Genomic DNA, 13,563 nt, shown 5'->3' on the forward strand with positions numbered 1-13,563 from the left:
AATGGGGCAAAATTTCACGAATTTTGATGATTTTTTAGGGCTACTTAGGAAAACTAACGCAAATTTAAGCTATTTTACTGATTTTGAAAAGTGTGATGAAAATTTGCAAATCGTTTCGATAAAGCTTCACACTCTTAACTTTTTGCTAGGCAAAAATGATTTGAAAACAAATATTAACAGACTTTTTAAGTATGATAAAGAGTGCTTTGATGTCTTAAATTTGCTTATTGCGGTTCGTGATAAAAATACAGATGTAATTGATAATAACAGGGTTTTAACTAAGATTAAGACATATTTTAACGACCCAGAAAAAATCTATGAATTTTTTTGTGAAACAGGACTTGATAAAGTTTTTATAAGTGGGAAAATTAAAAATTTACATGATTATGTATTTGGAGTAGAAGTGGGGCTTGATACAAATGCTCGTAAAAATCGCGGTGGAAGCAATTTTGCGCGAATTATTTCAGAATATTTTAATAGTGAAAATATTTGTTTTCAAACTGAAGTTAGCAACCTAAGCCTTGGCTTAGATTTAGGAAGCGATCAAAAGAGATTTGATTTTGTTGTCAAAGCCGGTGAGCTAACATATTTGATAGAGACAAATTTTTATAATACGGGCGGTTCAAAACTAAATGAAGTAGCCAGATCCTATATAGAAATTTCGCACAAAATTTCACTTTATGATAGATTTAAATTCGTTTGGATAACAGATGGACAAGGCTGGTTAAGTGCTAAAAATAAGCTTGAAGAAGCTTATAAAAGTGTGAAGATTTACAACCTATCTACGCTTCATCTTTTTACTAGTGAGCTAAAACATGGCTGATAAAGTAGAAAGCAACTTCACTCTTCTTCAAGGCGATTGCTTTGAAATTTTGCCGAAATTTACAAAAGAATTTGATCTAATCTTTGCCGATCCACCATATTTTTTATCAAATAACGGCTTAAGTATCCAAAGCGGACGCATAGTAAGCGTCAATAAAGGCGAGTGGGATAAGAGCTATGGCATAGATGAGATAGATAAATTTAACCTCTCTTGGCTTAGCCTAGCCAAAAATGCCCTAACCGACAACGGAAGTGTAATGATAAGCGGAACCTATCATAATATCTTTTCTATCGGGCGCGCTTTGCAAAAGCTGGATTATAAAATTTTAAATATCATAACATGGCAAAAGACAAATCCGCCTCCAAATTTTAGCTGCAGATACCTCACTCACAGCACAGAGCAGATTATCTGGGCAAGAAAGAGTGAAAAGCATAAACATATATTCAACTACGAACTTATGAAAAAACTAAACGGCGATAAACAGATGAAAGATGTTTGGAGCTTTCCTGCTATTGCTCCTTGGGAGAAAAGCTGCGGCAAGCATCCGACGCAAAAGCCGCTTGCTCTTTTAGTGCGTATAATTTTGATGGCAAGCAGTGAAAATAGCGTTATCTGCGATCCTTTTAGCGGTTCAAGCACGACGGGAATAGCTGCAAATTTATTAGGACGAAAATTTGTAGGCATAGAAAAAGAGGATGAGTTTATAAAAATTTCTCAAAAAAGAAGACAGGAGTTAGATGCAAATTTTATCAATTTTAAACTTAAATTTTCAGACATTCGACTACTTGAACAATATAGCTTAGATTTTTAAGAAATAGTATTTAAAATAAAGTAATATTTTATTTATGATTAAGATTAAATTTATATACTTATTTTTTAATCTCAAGGTTGATCTATGCAAAAAAATATAAGCGAATTCTTAGGCACACTCTCTACACTTTTTGGCGGTATTTTATGGGGTTTTAGTGGGGTTTGCGGACAATATCTATTCGAACAAAAAAATATAAGTCCAGATTGGCTTGTTCCTTATAGGCTGTTTTTGGCTGGAACAGTTTTGGTAGTATATTTTATGATCTCAAATCCAAAGCTGGCTTTTAAGCCTATAAGAGATACTAAGCTGCTTTTAGAGCTTATGATATATGCCTTTTTCGGTCTTTTGATGACGCAATATACATATTTTTGTGCCATAGAGCTATCAAATGCCGCAGTTGCAACGGTCATACAATACTCTGCGCCCGCAATGATATTAGCCGTTGTATGTTTAATGGATAGAAGATTTCCAAAGCAAAATGAACTAATTGCTTTAATACTTGCTATTTTAGGTGTCTTTTTATTAGCAACTCATGGAGATTTTAATACTCTTGCTATCGGAGGAAAAGCTTTAGTTTATGCGCTAATAAGCGCAACAGGCATTGTCATATATAGCCTTGTGCCGACAAGACTTAATAAAAAATATCCAGTTGCTTTAAATCTGGGTTGGGGTATGGTGATAGCTGGAGCTGCTTTGGCACTCATAACCAAACCTTGGAGCTTAGATGGCGTAAGCGATACTGATGGCTTTTTAGCTTTTTTGTCTGTCATCACCTTAGGCACTATTTTTGCCTTTAGTTTTTATATGGTAGGTGTTAAGACAATAGGTGCAAGCAAGGCTAGCATGATAGCTTGCATAGAGCCTGTTAGTGCCGCTATTTTTGGATATTTTTGGCTTAAGACCGAGTTTGTTTTATTAGATTTTATCGGGTTTGTATTTATAATATCTTGTATTTTAATACTTTCTAAAAAGGAGAAGGCGAGATGATATATCTTGCCCAAACCGATACTACAGCTGGATTTTTAAGCAAAGATTATCGTGAACTAAACCGAATTAAAGGGCGAGACGAAGATAAGCCTTGCCTTATCACTACATCAAAATTTAGCGAGCTAAAAACACTCGTGCGAGTTCCAGATAAATTTAAAAATTTAGTTCGCCGAGCAAGAAAAACTACATTTTTATATCCAAATTTAAAGGCCGTGCGAGTTGTTAAAGAGTGCGAGCATGCTAAATTTCTTGATATTCACGGCTGGCTTTACTCAACTAGTGCAAATTTAAGCGGAGAGAAATTTGATGAAATTTGGGCAAAAAGTGTAGCGGATAATATAGTGGATATCGAGTTTAAAGAGAGCGCAAGCTCAAGGATATATAAAATTTCAAATAAAAGAATAAAAAAGCTTAGATAAGTCTTTTTATTATAATATTTTCTTGAAATTTCAATCTTTATCTTTTAAATTTTACATTTAAAACATTTATAGAATATACATTAATATTAAACCAGGATAAATTTAGTTTCAATATGTAACATCAAATGCCTAAAATAAAAATATAAAAATAACTTTAAACAAAAATTTTTTACTAGAGTGTTAATATTTCACCATAAAAATCTACCAAAAAGGATCCAAAATGAGTGAGTATATCAACCAGACTTTGGAGTGGATAAAGAGGACAAACCCAGGTCAGGCAGTATTCGTCCAAGCCGCTACTGAAGTGCTTTATAGCCTAGAGCCTTTGATAAAAAAAGAGAGCAAGTACCAAAAACATGCCATATTAGAGCGCATAGTAATCCCTGAAAGAACGGTTATTTTTAGGGTAACATATACCGATAACAACGGAAAGCCTCAGGTCTATAACGGTTATCGTATCCAGTTTAACTCAGCTGTTGGTCCATATAAGGGTGGGCTTAGATTTCATCCTAGTGTTGATCTTGGTGTGTTGAAATTTTTAGGATTTGAGCAAATTTTTAAAAACTCTCTTACAGGCGTTAGAATGGGTGGCGCAAAAGGCGGAAGCAGTTTTGATCCAAAGGGTAAAAGCGATAATGAGATAATGCGTTTTTGCCAAGCTTTTATAAACGAACTATACCGTCATATAGGCAATACCGTAGATGTGCCCGCAGGAGATATAGGTGTGGGTGCTAGAGAGATTGGGTATATGTTTGGACAGTATAAAAAACTAACTGGTAGATTTGATGGGATTTTAACAGGCAAAGGCTTAAATTGGGGCGGAAGCCTTGCTAGAACGGAAGCTACAGGATATGGGGTAGTGTATTTCACTCAAAATATGCTGCAAAAAGCCGGGCTTGATCTTGAGGGCAAAAGATGCTCTGTAAGCGGAAGCGGAAATGTCGCCATATATACTATAGAAAAGCTTTATCAGGTGGGGGCATTGCCTATTACGGCTTCTGATTCAAGTGGTTACGTATATGATAGCGAAGGTATAGATGTATCTTTACTAAAGGAGATAAAAGAGGTTAGGCGTGAAAGACTTAGCGAATATGTGAAATTTAGACCAAATGCAAAATATGTAAGCGTGAGCGAATATAAAGAGGGCAGAAATGGAGTCTGGGATGTGCCTTGTGACGGAGCTTTTCCTTGCGCCACTCAAAACGAGATTCATTTAGCCGATATAAAAGTGCTTTATGCAAACGGTTGTCGCTTTGTTACCGAAGGTGCAAATATGCCAAGCACTCTTGATGCGATAAATTTTATGCTAGCTCAAAAAGATTTTTATTTCGCTCCTGCAAAAGCTGCAAATGCCGGAGGAGTCGGCACTAGCGGAATAGAGATGATGCAAAATGCCGGTATGACATCTTGGAGTTTCGAGAAAGTAGATAGGATGCTTCATAGTATTATGAATCATATTTTTGAACTCTCTTACGAGACGAGCAAGGAGTTTGGCGATGAGGGCAACCTTGTGCTTGGCTCAAACATAGCGGGCTTTAGAAAAGTGGCTGACGCGATGATAGATCAGGGCTATGTGTGATATATAAATAAAATTTCAAGGGAATTATTTCCCTTGAAATTTATCATCTAAAATCTGATCGCAAATCCTAGTTTTGCACTTGTTTCATCGCGCTTGCCTACGATTTGATTTGCCTCTATATTGATTACGCTTGCTTTGCTAGGAGTAAATTTAACACCTAAACCGGCACCGCCGCTAAATCCTTTTTGGCTAAGGTTAATGCCGTTTGGTTGTTGGACGGTTTGTAGTTTTGAATCTCCGTCAAATTCATACTCAAGTTTAGCATTTATGTAAGGAGCAAATTTTTCAAATTTGTTATAGGATATAACAGTATCAAATTTTACTCTATTTGAATTTATGCTATTAAATTTAATTTTTTCTTTGTTTATCTCTACTTCATCGTCTTTTACGTGTGTAAAACTATATCCTAGCTTAGAGTCAAAATCTATCGCTCCTATATTTGCAAGATATCCTATGCCTACTCCAACGCCATAATACATTGCACTTGTCTTGTAGTTAACTTTACCTAATGTTTTAAACACAGAGTCGTAGTCGGTTTTGTTTTTACCTATTCTTAAATGTCCGTCTATGTATATATTGTTGTCTAAGTTGTATTTTACTAGCGCTCCAACACCTATAGCCTTTGTGTTGCCGTCTGATTTGGCTGCGTTGATGTCGCCGTCAAATTTAGCATATCCGTATTCTAGGAACGCTCCTAAAAGAGAGTTGTCATAACTCTTAGCAAGCCCTGCAATAGCGTTAAACCCATCGGCATCTACATTTCCATTGTCGTAGTTTGAACTAAATCCACTTATATTAGCAAAACTAATTAGTCCAAGATCCGCATCGTAATATGTAGGTTTTATAGAGTCGGTTTGTATATTTGCAGCATGCGCCACCAACTTGCTATCTAATCTTCGTTTTATATCTATCATAGCTCCGTTTATACCATCATTTAGTCTATTGTTTAGAGTCATAGACGCTACTGAACCGCTTAGTAAAGAGTAGGCTTGTTGATTTATCTTACCCTGAGGCTTTGGTTCTGGTTTAGGCTCAGGTTTAGGCTGTTCAGGTTGTGGTTGCGGTTCAGGCTTTGGCTCGGGTTTAGGCGCAGGAAGTGAATTTAAAGTAGCTACCAGAGTTTTATCTCCCTCTTTTTTAACGCTAAAATCATAAATTGTAGTTACACCCTTAATAGCCTCTACTTTTATCTTTTCATCGGTGATTATTTTACCTTCACCTTCACTTTTTATCAGATTTACTTTATCGTTAGCTTTTAGTACAGGAGAGTCGCCTTCTATGGTTACTCCTATTTTTGTATCTATAAGATTAGTATCGTATTTTCCCGTTATGGTTACTATCGTATCGCCGTTTTTCGTATCGCTTGGAAGGTAGAAATTATATTTTTCAAAGTTGCTTAAAAATCCTGTTTTTACGTTTTTAGAGTGGATATTTAAAGTATTGCCAAGTGTCGTATATTCGGCTTTAATCTTGTTGTGTTGGTCTATATGCGTAAGTCCGCCTTGTATAGAGTTAGCAACCTCTATATCCCCATATAAATTTACTATATTGTTTATATTTTTGCCACTTCCGCTTGCGCCTCCGTATATGGAATTAAATTTTGAGTCTTTTACGCTTACTACGTTTTTACTAGCCGAATTTTTATCGGAGTAGCCGCCAAATATATTGTTTCCTTTAGAATTTACCACATTTACGGTATTTTCCTCTACCAAACCGTTGTCAGACTTTCCTCCATATATATTTCTTACGCTAGAGTCAAGCACCTCCGCTTTGTTCCCTTTAGCCTCTTTACCTTTCCACGAATCCCCGCCTTCAATATTTTTGTTATAAACTTTTGACTTTCTAACGATTACGGTGTTGAAATTCGCTCTTTCATCCCCATCTCCGCCATTTACTTCGCCGTACATATTTGAGTTCTCTACTATCAAAGTATTGTGAGCAGAAAAAGCTTCAGAAGAACCCCCTGATGTATATCCCGTATCTTCGTCTTTGCCGGCAGACTCTCTTCCTACCGTAGAATTTTTGATGGTTAGTTTATTGTATTCAGATTTTCCTTTGATACTAGCTCCGCCTTCTGCGCTATCTATTACCGAGTTTTCTACCGTAACCGTATTTTTAGTAGAGTCTTTGTCGTATGATACTCCGCCTACAACGTATCCTTTAGAAATATTAGTTTTGTTTTTGATGTTTATTGTATTATTGCTTGCCAAACCGCTATTGGATCCGGAGCCTATGATGTTTATAGGGTTTGTGTTGTTATAGCCGTCCACGTCTATTTTTACACCGCCTACATCTTCGCTTTCTTTATATGCGCCGAATATGAAACCGTCTATTTTGGCGTCTGTTTTGTCATTGATAACTAGAGGATTTTTTGTTCCTATTCTATATGGATAGTACGTTCCCGTATCTTCATTGAAATAGTCTGCGATTTTGTTACTTTTAAGGATAGGGGGAGTGAGGTCGCTAGCTATTGTCGTTGTTGGAAGCCATAAGGCTACTGCCGCTGATATATATATATATATATCTTTTACTTGTCTGCCTAAAAGAATTTGCTTGAATGCAATCTTTCATATATACTCCTTGATAGTAAATTATAAATTTTAAAAATTTATTTGCGGTCTATTATAGTTTAAAATTAATTTTTTAAAAATTAAATAGATTTAAGGTTAAGTTTTTGATTAAATTGAGTTTCTTTTTGTTACATATTTAAAATTTTGTATTCAAAGCCTAGATTTAATATAATTATCAATAAAGGAGCCGATATGAAGTTTATAAACGCTTTTTTTATAGGAATTTTATTCGTTTTAGCAGTTATTTTTACTCTTTTTGTCGGGCTTAAAACAAGCTATTTTGACTATTATAAAGTATCTGAATATTTTAATATAATTTTTGTAGATAGTGTGCCTTGGCTTTGGATTTTACCGATCTCTTTTGTATTCGGATATCTTATTTTCTATACACCTTTTAGAAAATTTATACGAATTTTTTACGCCATTATTTTATTAGTCTGTGCTCTGTCGTGGCAAGATGAGTTAGGCAGAAAGATCGGTGAATTTATTTTTAAAGGTGAATTAACCACCATTAAGCCTTCGCCCGATTCAAATATAACAATCAAAGGAAATGTTATATACACCGGGCGCAAACAAATTTACTTTCTTAGAAGTGATACCGGCAAGGTTGTAGAGATCAAAAGATTTTAGGCTAAAATTTTCTTTACTGTAAGACTTGCTAAATTTAGTCCAAATACAGCCGTCACTCCCATAAAGCTTCCAAGCTCTTTACACTGAGGTAATTCTGTAGAAAATACCACTTCAAAGTCGCCTTGAAATCCTGATCTTTTAAGCTCGCTTCTATATTTTCTAGCAAGAGGGTCATTGTAGGTTTGCCATACAGAGGCTACTTTTACTTGTGAGGCGTCTATGCGTTTTGCTCCGCCCATAGAGGCTATTATTTTTTTGGACGCAGCATTAGCAAGAGAGATTTTTGCCGCCATATCGTCTATGGCATCTACTACGACATCAAATTCGCTAAAGTCAAAATTTTCTATAAATTTAGGCGTTATAAGCTCGCAAATAGGCGTGATATTAGGATAAATTTTAGCAAATTCACCTACTTTCACCACTCCTGTCGCTTCGCTGTAAATTTGGCGATTTTGGTTCGTTATGTCAAATGTGTCTTTGTCTATGATGGTGATGTGCCGGGCACCTGAGCGAGCGAGCGCATCTACGCAGATACCGCCCACTCCGCCCACTCCGCAAACTAAAATTTTAGCCTTTTGAAGTTTTGCGAATTTTTCATCGCCCAAAAGCCATCTTATGCGAGTAAATCTATCTATTATCTCGCTCATTTTATGCTCTTTTTTAAAATTTCTAGGCTTGAGTGAGCCGTCATATCAAGCATTATAGGTGTTAGGCTTGCATAGCCTTCGTTTACAACGCTTATATCGCTTGGTTCGCCTTGTTCATAATCAAGCGCAGCGACTCCTAGCCAATAATACTCTATCCCTCTTGGATTGCGGTTAAGCGTAGCGTGAGTAGCATAGCTTCGCCTGCCTACCGGCACAACTTGATAGCCTTTAAAATCTTTTTGCGTAACAGCAGGGATATTTACGTTTAAAAACTGCCTTTCAGGCAAGCAAATTCGCCTGTCAAGCACGCGAGGAACGATAAATTTAACTATTTCTCGCGCCAAAGAAAAGCCAAGCATATCGATGCTGTCGTTTTTGTAAAATTGCGAAAAGGCTATACTCTTAATCCCTTGCAAAACCCCCTCCATAGCTGCTCCGCATGTTCCGGAATAGGTTATATCCTCGCCCAAATTTGCACCGTGATTTATGCCAGATATTACCAGGTCAGGCTTTTTGTGATATAAGGCATGAAGCGCTAAGTATACGCAATCGCTTGGAGTAGCGTCGTCAAGCTTGAAAAAATTATCATCTATTTTTATAAATCTAAGCGGTTTTGTAAGTGTCAAAGAGTGTGCGCAAGCTGATTTTTCAGAGCTTGGAGCCACTATAGTTACATTTGTGTTTGGTATCTCCCTTAAAGCTCTGGCTAGTTCGTGAAGCCCTTTTGCCTCAAATCCGTCGTCATTTGTGATAAGAATCTCTCTCAAAATTTTCCTTTGAAATTTTATTGAGCTAATTATATCCTTTTTTACAAATTTGGTTTTAAGGCTTGTATCTTTTAATAATCCTAACTTTCAGCCTAAATCGGCTATAATGAAGCTAAAAAATTTGGATAAAAATGAGTAAAAAACTATTAGTTTCATGCCTTGAGCCTTCTGCAAATTTGCATTTGGGTGAGGTTTTAGAATTTTTGCCTAAATATGAAATTTTAGGGATTTTTGACGAGAAATTCGGTAAGCCTTATATGAGGAGTTCTGAATTTTCCGCAATGGGATTTATAGAGGTATTGCCACTTTATTTTAAAGCCAAACGTGCTATAAAAGAGATGGTAAAGCTAGCAAAAGAGGCCGATCATATCTTGCTAATAGATTCTCCTGCATTTAATCTTCCTCTTGCAAAAGCGATAAAAGAGGCAGGAGTTAAGGCTCCTGTTACTTATTATATATTGCCGCAGGTTTGGGCTTGGAAGCCAAAAAGAGTAGCAAAAATTGAAAAGTATTGCGATAACTTGGCTTCGATTTTGCCGTTTGATGCCAAATTTTATAATCGCTGCATTTATGTCGGACATCCATTGCTTGATGAGCTTAGAGTGCGTAAAAATACTCTTATAGACAGTAAAAAATTTGCTTTTATGCCGGGCTCTAGAAAGGCCGAGATAGCTCGTCTGATGCCGATTTTTAGAGAAGTTGCAAAAAAGATAGATGGAGTAAAGCAGCTGGTAGTTCCTTCTCATTTGATGAATGAGCTGGAAATTTACGGAGATATAAGTGAATTTGAGGTTGTAAATAACGCTCCAAGAGCCCTTTTGCAAAGTGAATTTGCGTTTATCTGCTCGGGAACCGCCACTCTTCAGGCGGCACTGATTGCGACTCCGTTTGTTTTAGCCTATAAGGCTAAGGCTATTGATATGTTTATAGCCAGGATACTTGTGAAGCTGAAATTTGTAGGGCTTGCTAATATAATGCTTGATTTTATGGGAGAAGGCAATCTTCATATTGAGCTCTTGCAAGATGAGGTAACGGCTGAAAATTTATTAAAAGCATATGAAAGTTGTGATAAAAATAAATTTATAGAAGGTTGTGTAAAGCTGCGCAATTATTTGAAGTACGGCTCTGCTGAAAATGTAGCCAATATAATAAAAAAGGATTAAAATGACTGAATTGATGACGGTTTTTGGGTATGAAAAGATAACTAATGAACTTAAAAATTTAAAGAGCGTAGAGCGTCCTAAGATAGTCGAGGAGATCGATATAGCAAGGAGTCACGGCGATCTTAAGGAGAATGCCGAGTATCATGCGGCACGTGAGAAGCAGGCCTTTATCGAGAGTAGAATAGCCGAGCTTAGCGATATAGTAAGCCGTGCAAAAGTTATCGATCCGACCGAATATGAGCACGAAAAGGTTAAATTCGGCTCTACGGTTGTAATTATGGACGTTGAAACCGAGATGGAAAGAACATATACCCTAGTCGGCACTCCTGAAAGTAATTTAGAACGCGGTCTAATATCGATAAATTCGCCTCTTGCCAAGCAGCTAATAGGTAAATTCGAGGGCGATGAAGTGACTTTAAATTTACCAAACGGTAGAAGCGACGTGGAGATAGTTTCGGTAGATTATAGGCCTATTAAATTTGGAGACTAGACAATGAACGTAGGAATAATAGGGGTTAGCGGATATACCGGATTTGAGCTAATAAAACTACTTTTAAATCATCCTAAATTTAAGATTAACTACCTAGCTGCAAGTGCCGAGAGTAGAGTAGAAGAGATTTTTCCGTCTTTAAATAGTATTTTCGAGTTTGACGTAAAAGTAGCGGACGCTAAAGAAGCTGCTAAAAAGTGTGAACTTGTATTTTTGGCCCTTCCTCATCAAGAGGCGATGAAGTATGCCAAAGAGCTTTTAAGCTTAGGTGTAAAAGTTGTGGATTTTTCTGCTGATTATAGGCTAAGCCAAGCCCTTTATGAGAAAAATTACTGCGAGCATCTGGATCCAAAAAATTTAGAAAATGCCGTTTATGGACTGGTAGAGCTAAATAGGGACAAGATAAGATCTGCAAATTTAATAGCAAATCCGGGTTGCTATCCTACCGCTTCTATTTTAGCTATAGCTGCGTTTTTGCCACATATCGATAGAGATTTTGGCGTTATAATCGATGCAAAAAGCGGTGTCAGCGGTGCCGGCAAAAAAGCAAGCACAACAACTCATTTTGTAAGCGTGAATGAAAACGCAAACGCTTATAATCCTATAAAACACCGCCATAGCGATGAGATAAAAGAGCAAATTTCGCTTCTTGCTAGCACTCAAATCCCAACTCTATTTGTACCTCATTTGCTTCCTATAACCCGTGGAATGCTAGTAAGCGTCTATGCTAAGCTAAATAGTCAGATAGAGCCTTTGGAAATTTTGCGTAAATTTTATAAAAATGAGAAATTTATTCGTATCATTAATAAGCCTGCTAATATCAAAGACGTTGCAGGAACGCACTTTTGCGATATCACAGCCTATGTAAGCGAAGATAAAATTTTTATAAATTCAGCCATCGATAATCTTTTAAGAGGGGCTAGCTCACAAGCCTTGGCTAATGCGAATTTGATGAGTGGATTTGAAGAGAGCTTGGCTTTACCAACTTTAACCGTAATGCCTTAAAATGAGTCAAACTATCATAAAAAACGGAGCGATTTTTATTGCCGATGCTCACGAAAATGAAAATCGCCGCCATTTTTTAAAATTTTTAAAATCACTAAAAGAGGGCGAGATAAAGACTTCGCAACTTTTTATAATGGGCGATATGTTTGATTTTTTCTCCGATTTTTGCGACTATTCTCTTGAGTTTGCGAGTGAATATATAAAGCTTCTTAACGAGCTTGGAGAAGGGATGGAAATTCATTATTTTGAGGGAAATCACGACTTTAATCTTGGTAAAATTTTAAAAAATATCAATGTATATCCTATTGAAAAACAGCCTGTAAATTTCTTAACTCAAAATCAAGAGAGTGTTCAGATAGCGCACGGAGATATATTTTTGCCTTTTATTGATAAATATGCTTTGAGATTTTTGAGACTAAAGCTATTTTTAAAATCTATTAATTTCATTGATAAAATTTTAAATTTTAAAATTTCAAAGGCGATTTTTTTAAAACTTAGAGATAAAAATTTAAGCTATAAAATTTTAAATTTTAGAGAGATTATAGCTAGACACTTAGTAAATTTTGACGCTAAATTCGTAATTGAAGGCCACTTTCATCAAGGAGAGATTATAAAATTTGAAAATAGCGAGTATATAAATATTCCTTGTTTTGCACACGATCAAAGTTATTTTGTAGTAGAATATGACAAAAATATTAAGTTTGCCAATACAAGGGGCCAAAATGTTTGATGATAAAGTTTTAAAAACCGGTTCAAACGAAATGGAGCTTGTTGATTTTCGTATCTTTAAGCAGACGGGAGACAAAGTATATGAGGGTATATACGGAGTAAATGTCGCTAAAGTGCGTGAAATCATTAAGATGCCTAATTTGACCGAATTACCCGGTGTTCCTGAATATATAGAGGGAATTTTTGATCTGCGCGGAGTTGTTATACCTGTTATAAATTTGGCCAAATGGATGCAGATAAAAGAGCCTACCGGAGTAGCTATAAAGCCTCGAGTGATAATATCAGAATTTAGTGAAATTTTAATAGGTTTTATAGTTCATGAGGCTAAAAGAATCAGACGTATAAGCTGGTCTGATATAGAGGCTACGAGTTTTTCCGCAAATTCAGGCGCTCTGGATAAAGGTAAAATCACAGGCGTTACTCGTATAGAAAACGATGAAGTATTACTGATACTTGATCTTGAAAGCATAGTTGAAGAGCTTGGAATTTATAGCCCTAAGATAGAGGTTGAGATAGATAAGACCAAAGCTTTAACCGGACTGGCTTTAGTGCTTGACGATAGCTCTACCGCAAGAAAACTTGTAAAAGATACTCTTGAAAAGATGGGTTTAAAGGTGGTTGAGGCAAAAGACGGAGTGGAAGGACTTGCTAAGATGCAAGATCTATACGATATGTATGGGGATAAGTTGCATGATTATTTAAGAGTAATTTTAAGCGATATTGAGATGCCTCAGATGGACGGATACCGCTTTGCAGCTACTTTAAAAGATGATAGTAGATACTCTAGTATTCCGATAATATTCAACTCTTCATTAAATAATATGTATAGTGAGGCTCAAAGTAAAGAGGCCGGCGGTGCAGCATACCTAACTAAATTTGATGCCACTTTGCTTTATAATGAGGTGCTTCGTGTCATCGAAGTACATAAATCTGCTAAATAGGG

General features: G+C 36.3%; 14 protein-coding genes. 11 read left to right on the forward strand and 3 right to left on the reverse strand.

Features of this window, described 5'->3' with window-relative positions; all coding sequences use genetic code 11:
- Nucleotide 1 precedes the first annotated feature (1 nt).
- The 5 genes from CDOMF_RS01305 (at nucleotide 2) to gdhA (ending at nucleotide 4,619) form a co-directional block, all read left to right on the forward strand.
- Nucleotides 2-823 (forward strand): type II restriction endonuclease, encoded by an 822-nt coding sequence (locus CDOMF_RS01305; RefSeq protein WP_260952106.1) that lies wholly within the window; start codon nucleotides 2-4, stop codon nucleotides 821-823.
- On the forward strand, nucleotides 816-1,634 hold the full coding sequence (locus CDOMF_RS01310) for a DNA-methyltransferase (RefSeq protein WP_260952107.1): 819 nt from the start codon (nucleotides 816-818) through the stop codon (nucleotides 1,632-1,634). Before CDOMF_RS01305 ends, CDOMF_RS01310 begins: the two co-directional genes overlap by 8 nt.
- 84 nt (nucleotides 1,635-1,718) lie before the next feature.
- The gene (locus CDOMF_RS01315; protein WP_260952108.1) at nucleotides 1,719-2,621 is read left to right on the forward strand and encodes a DMT family transporter; all 903 of its coding nucleotides are present in this window, start codon (nucleotides 1,719-1,721) and stop codon (nucleotides 2,619-2,621) included.
- Nucleotides 2,618-3,040 (forward strand): Sua5/YciO/YrdC/YwlC family protein, encoded by a 423-nt coding sequence (locus CDOMF_RS01320; protein WP_260952109.1) that lies wholly within the window; start codon nucleotides 2,618-2,620, stop codon nucleotides 3,038-3,040. Before CDOMF_RS01315 ends, CDOMF_RS01320 begins: the two co-directional genes overlap by 4 nt.
- Before the next feature lie 220 nt (nucleotides 3,041-3,260).
- Entirely contained in the window at nucleotides 3,261-4,619 is a 1,359-nt protein-coding gene (gene gdhA / locus CDOMF_RS01325) for an NADP-specific glutamate dehydrogenase (RefSeq protein WP_260952110.1), read from the forward strand.
- Nucleotides 4,620-4,666: 47 nt separating this feature from the next.
- Here gdhA and CDOMF_RS01330 read toward each other — a convergent pair whose 3' ends face one another.
- A complete protein-coding gene (locus CDOMF_RS01330; protein WP_260952111.1) occupies nucleotides 4,667-6,889 on the reverse strand; it encodes an autotransporter outer membrane beta-barrel domain-containing protein in 2,223 nt (740 codons plus the stop codon).
- A 492-nt stretch (nucleotides 6,890-7,381) separates the two neighbouring features.
- Between CDOMF_RS01330 and CDOMF_RS01335 the strand changes: the two genes are divergently transcribed.
- Complete coding sequence (locus CDOMF_RS01335) at nucleotides 7,382-7,819, forward strand: isoleucyl-tRNA synthetase (protein ID WP_260952112.1); 438 nt, start codon at nucleotides 7,382-7,384, stop codon at nucleotides 7,817-7,819.
- Here CDOMF_RS01335 and CDOMF_RS01340 read toward each other — a convergent pair.
- Both CDOMF_RS01340 and surE read right to left on the reverse strand, forming a co-directional pair.
- A complete protein-coding gene (locus CDOMF_RS01340; RefSeq protein WP_260952113.1) occupies nucleotides 7,816-8,466 on the reverse strand; it encodes a tRNA threonylcarbamoyladenosine dehydratase in 651 nt (216 codons plus the stop codon). The genes CDOMF_RS01335 and CDOMF_RS01340 overlap by 4 nt on opposite strands.
- A complete protein-coding gene (surE, locus tag CDOMF_RS01345; protein WP_260952114.1) occupies nucleotides 8,463-9,233 on the reverse strand; it encodes a 5'/3'-nucleotidase SurE in 771 nt (256 codons plus the stop codon). Before surE ends, CDOMF_RS01340 begins: the two co-directional genes overlap by 4 nt.
- Before the next feature lie 131 nt (nucleotides 9,234-9,364).
- Between surE and lpxB the strand changes: the two genes are divergently transcribed.
- The 5 genes from lpxB to CDOMF_RS01370 are packed head-to-tail and all read left to right on the forward strand — an operon-like array spanning nucleotide 9,365 to nucleotide 13,561.
- Nucleotides 9,365-10,396 (forward strand): lipid-A-disaccharide synthase, encoded by a 1,032-nt coding sequence (lpxB, locus tag CDOMF_RS01350; protein ID WP_260952115.1) that lies wholly within the window; start codon nucleotides 9,365-9,367, stop codon nucleotides 10,394-10,396.
- Nucleotide 10,397: 1 nt separating this feature from the next.
- Entirely contained in the window at nucleotides 10,398-10,886 is a 489-nt protein-coding gene (gene greA, locus CDOMF_RS01355; RefSeq protein ID WP_169973506.1) for a transcription elongation factor GreA, read from the forward strand.
- Between the two features lie 3 nt (nucleotides 10,887-10,889).
- Nucleotides 10,890-11,891, forward strand: a complete 1,002-nt coding sequence (gene argC / locus CDOMF_RS01360) for an N-acetyl-gamma-glutamyl-phosphate reductase (RefSeq protein ID WP_260952117.1) — start codon at nucleotides 10,890-10,892, stop codon at nucleotides 11,889-11,891.
- Between the two features lies 1 nt (nucleotide 11,892).
- Complete coding sequence (locus CDOMF_RS01365) at nucleotides 11,893-12,621, forward strand: UDP-2,3-diacylglucosamine diphosphatase (protein WP_260952118.1); 729 nt, start codon at nucleotides 11,893-11,895, stop codon at nucleotides 12,619-12,621.
- On the forward strand, nucleotides 12,614-13,561 hold the full coding sequence (locus CDOMF_RS01370) for a chemotaxis protein (protein ID WP_170018853.1): 948 nt from the start codon (nucleotides 12,614-12,616) through the stop codon (nucleotides 13,559-13,561). Before CDOMF_RS01365 ends, CDOMF_RS01370 begins: the two co-directional genes overlap by 8 nt.
- Nucleotides 13,562-13,563 lie beyond the last annotated feature (2 nt).

This window comes from Campylobacter sp. RM16187 (assembly GCF_025319965.1).
Classification (GTDB): Bacteria; Campylobacterota; Campylobacteria; order Campylobacterales; family Campylobacteraceae; genus Campylobacter_A.

Coding starts and splice junctions, on each gene's coding strand:
- gdhA (WP_260952110.1), top strand. CDS start 3,261: ATGAGTGAGTATATCAACCAGACTTTGGAGTGGATAAAGAGGACAAAC.
- argC (WP_260952117.1), top strand. CDS start 10,890: ATGAACGTAGGAATAATAGGGGTTAGCGGATATACCGGATTTGAGCTA.
- CDOMF_RS01310 (WP_260952107.1), top strand. CDS start 816: ATGGCTGATAAAGTAGAAAGCAACTTCACTCTTCTTCAAGGCGATTGC.
- CDOMF_RS01320 (WP_260952109.1), top strand. CDS start 2,618: ATGATATATCTTGCCCAAACCGATACTACAGCTGGATTTTTAAGCAAA.
- lpxB (WP_260952115.1), top strand. CDS start 9,365: ATGAGTAAAAAACTATTAGTTTCATGCCTTGAGCCTTCTGCAAATTTG.
- CDOMF_RS01340 (WP_260952113.1), bottom strand. CDS start 8,466: ATGAGCGAGATAATAGATAGATTTACTCGCATAAGATGGCTTTTGGGC.
- greA (WP_169973506.1), top strand. CDS start 10,398: ATGACTGAATTGATGACGGTTTTTGGGTATGAAAAGATAACTAATGAA.
- CDOMF_RS01335 (WP_260952112.1), top strand. CDS start 7,382: ATGAAGTTTATAAACGCTTTTTTTATAGGAATTTTATTCGTTTTAGCA.
- CDOMF_RS01315 (WP_260952108.1), top strand. CDS start 1,719: ATGCAAAAAAATATAAGCGAATTCTTAGGCACACTCTCTACACTTTTT.
- CDOMF_RS01305 (WP_260952106.1), top strand. CDS start 2: ATGGGGCAAAATTTCACGAATTTTGATGATTTTTTAGGGCTACTTAGG.
- CDOMF_RS01365 (WP_260952118.1), top strand. CDS start 11,893: ATGAGTCAAACTATCATAAAAAACGGAGCGATTTTTATTGCCGATGCT.
- CDOMF_RS01370 (WP_170018853.1), top strand. CDS start 12,614: ATGTTTGATGATAAAGTTTTAAAAACCGGTTCAAACGAAATGGAGCTT.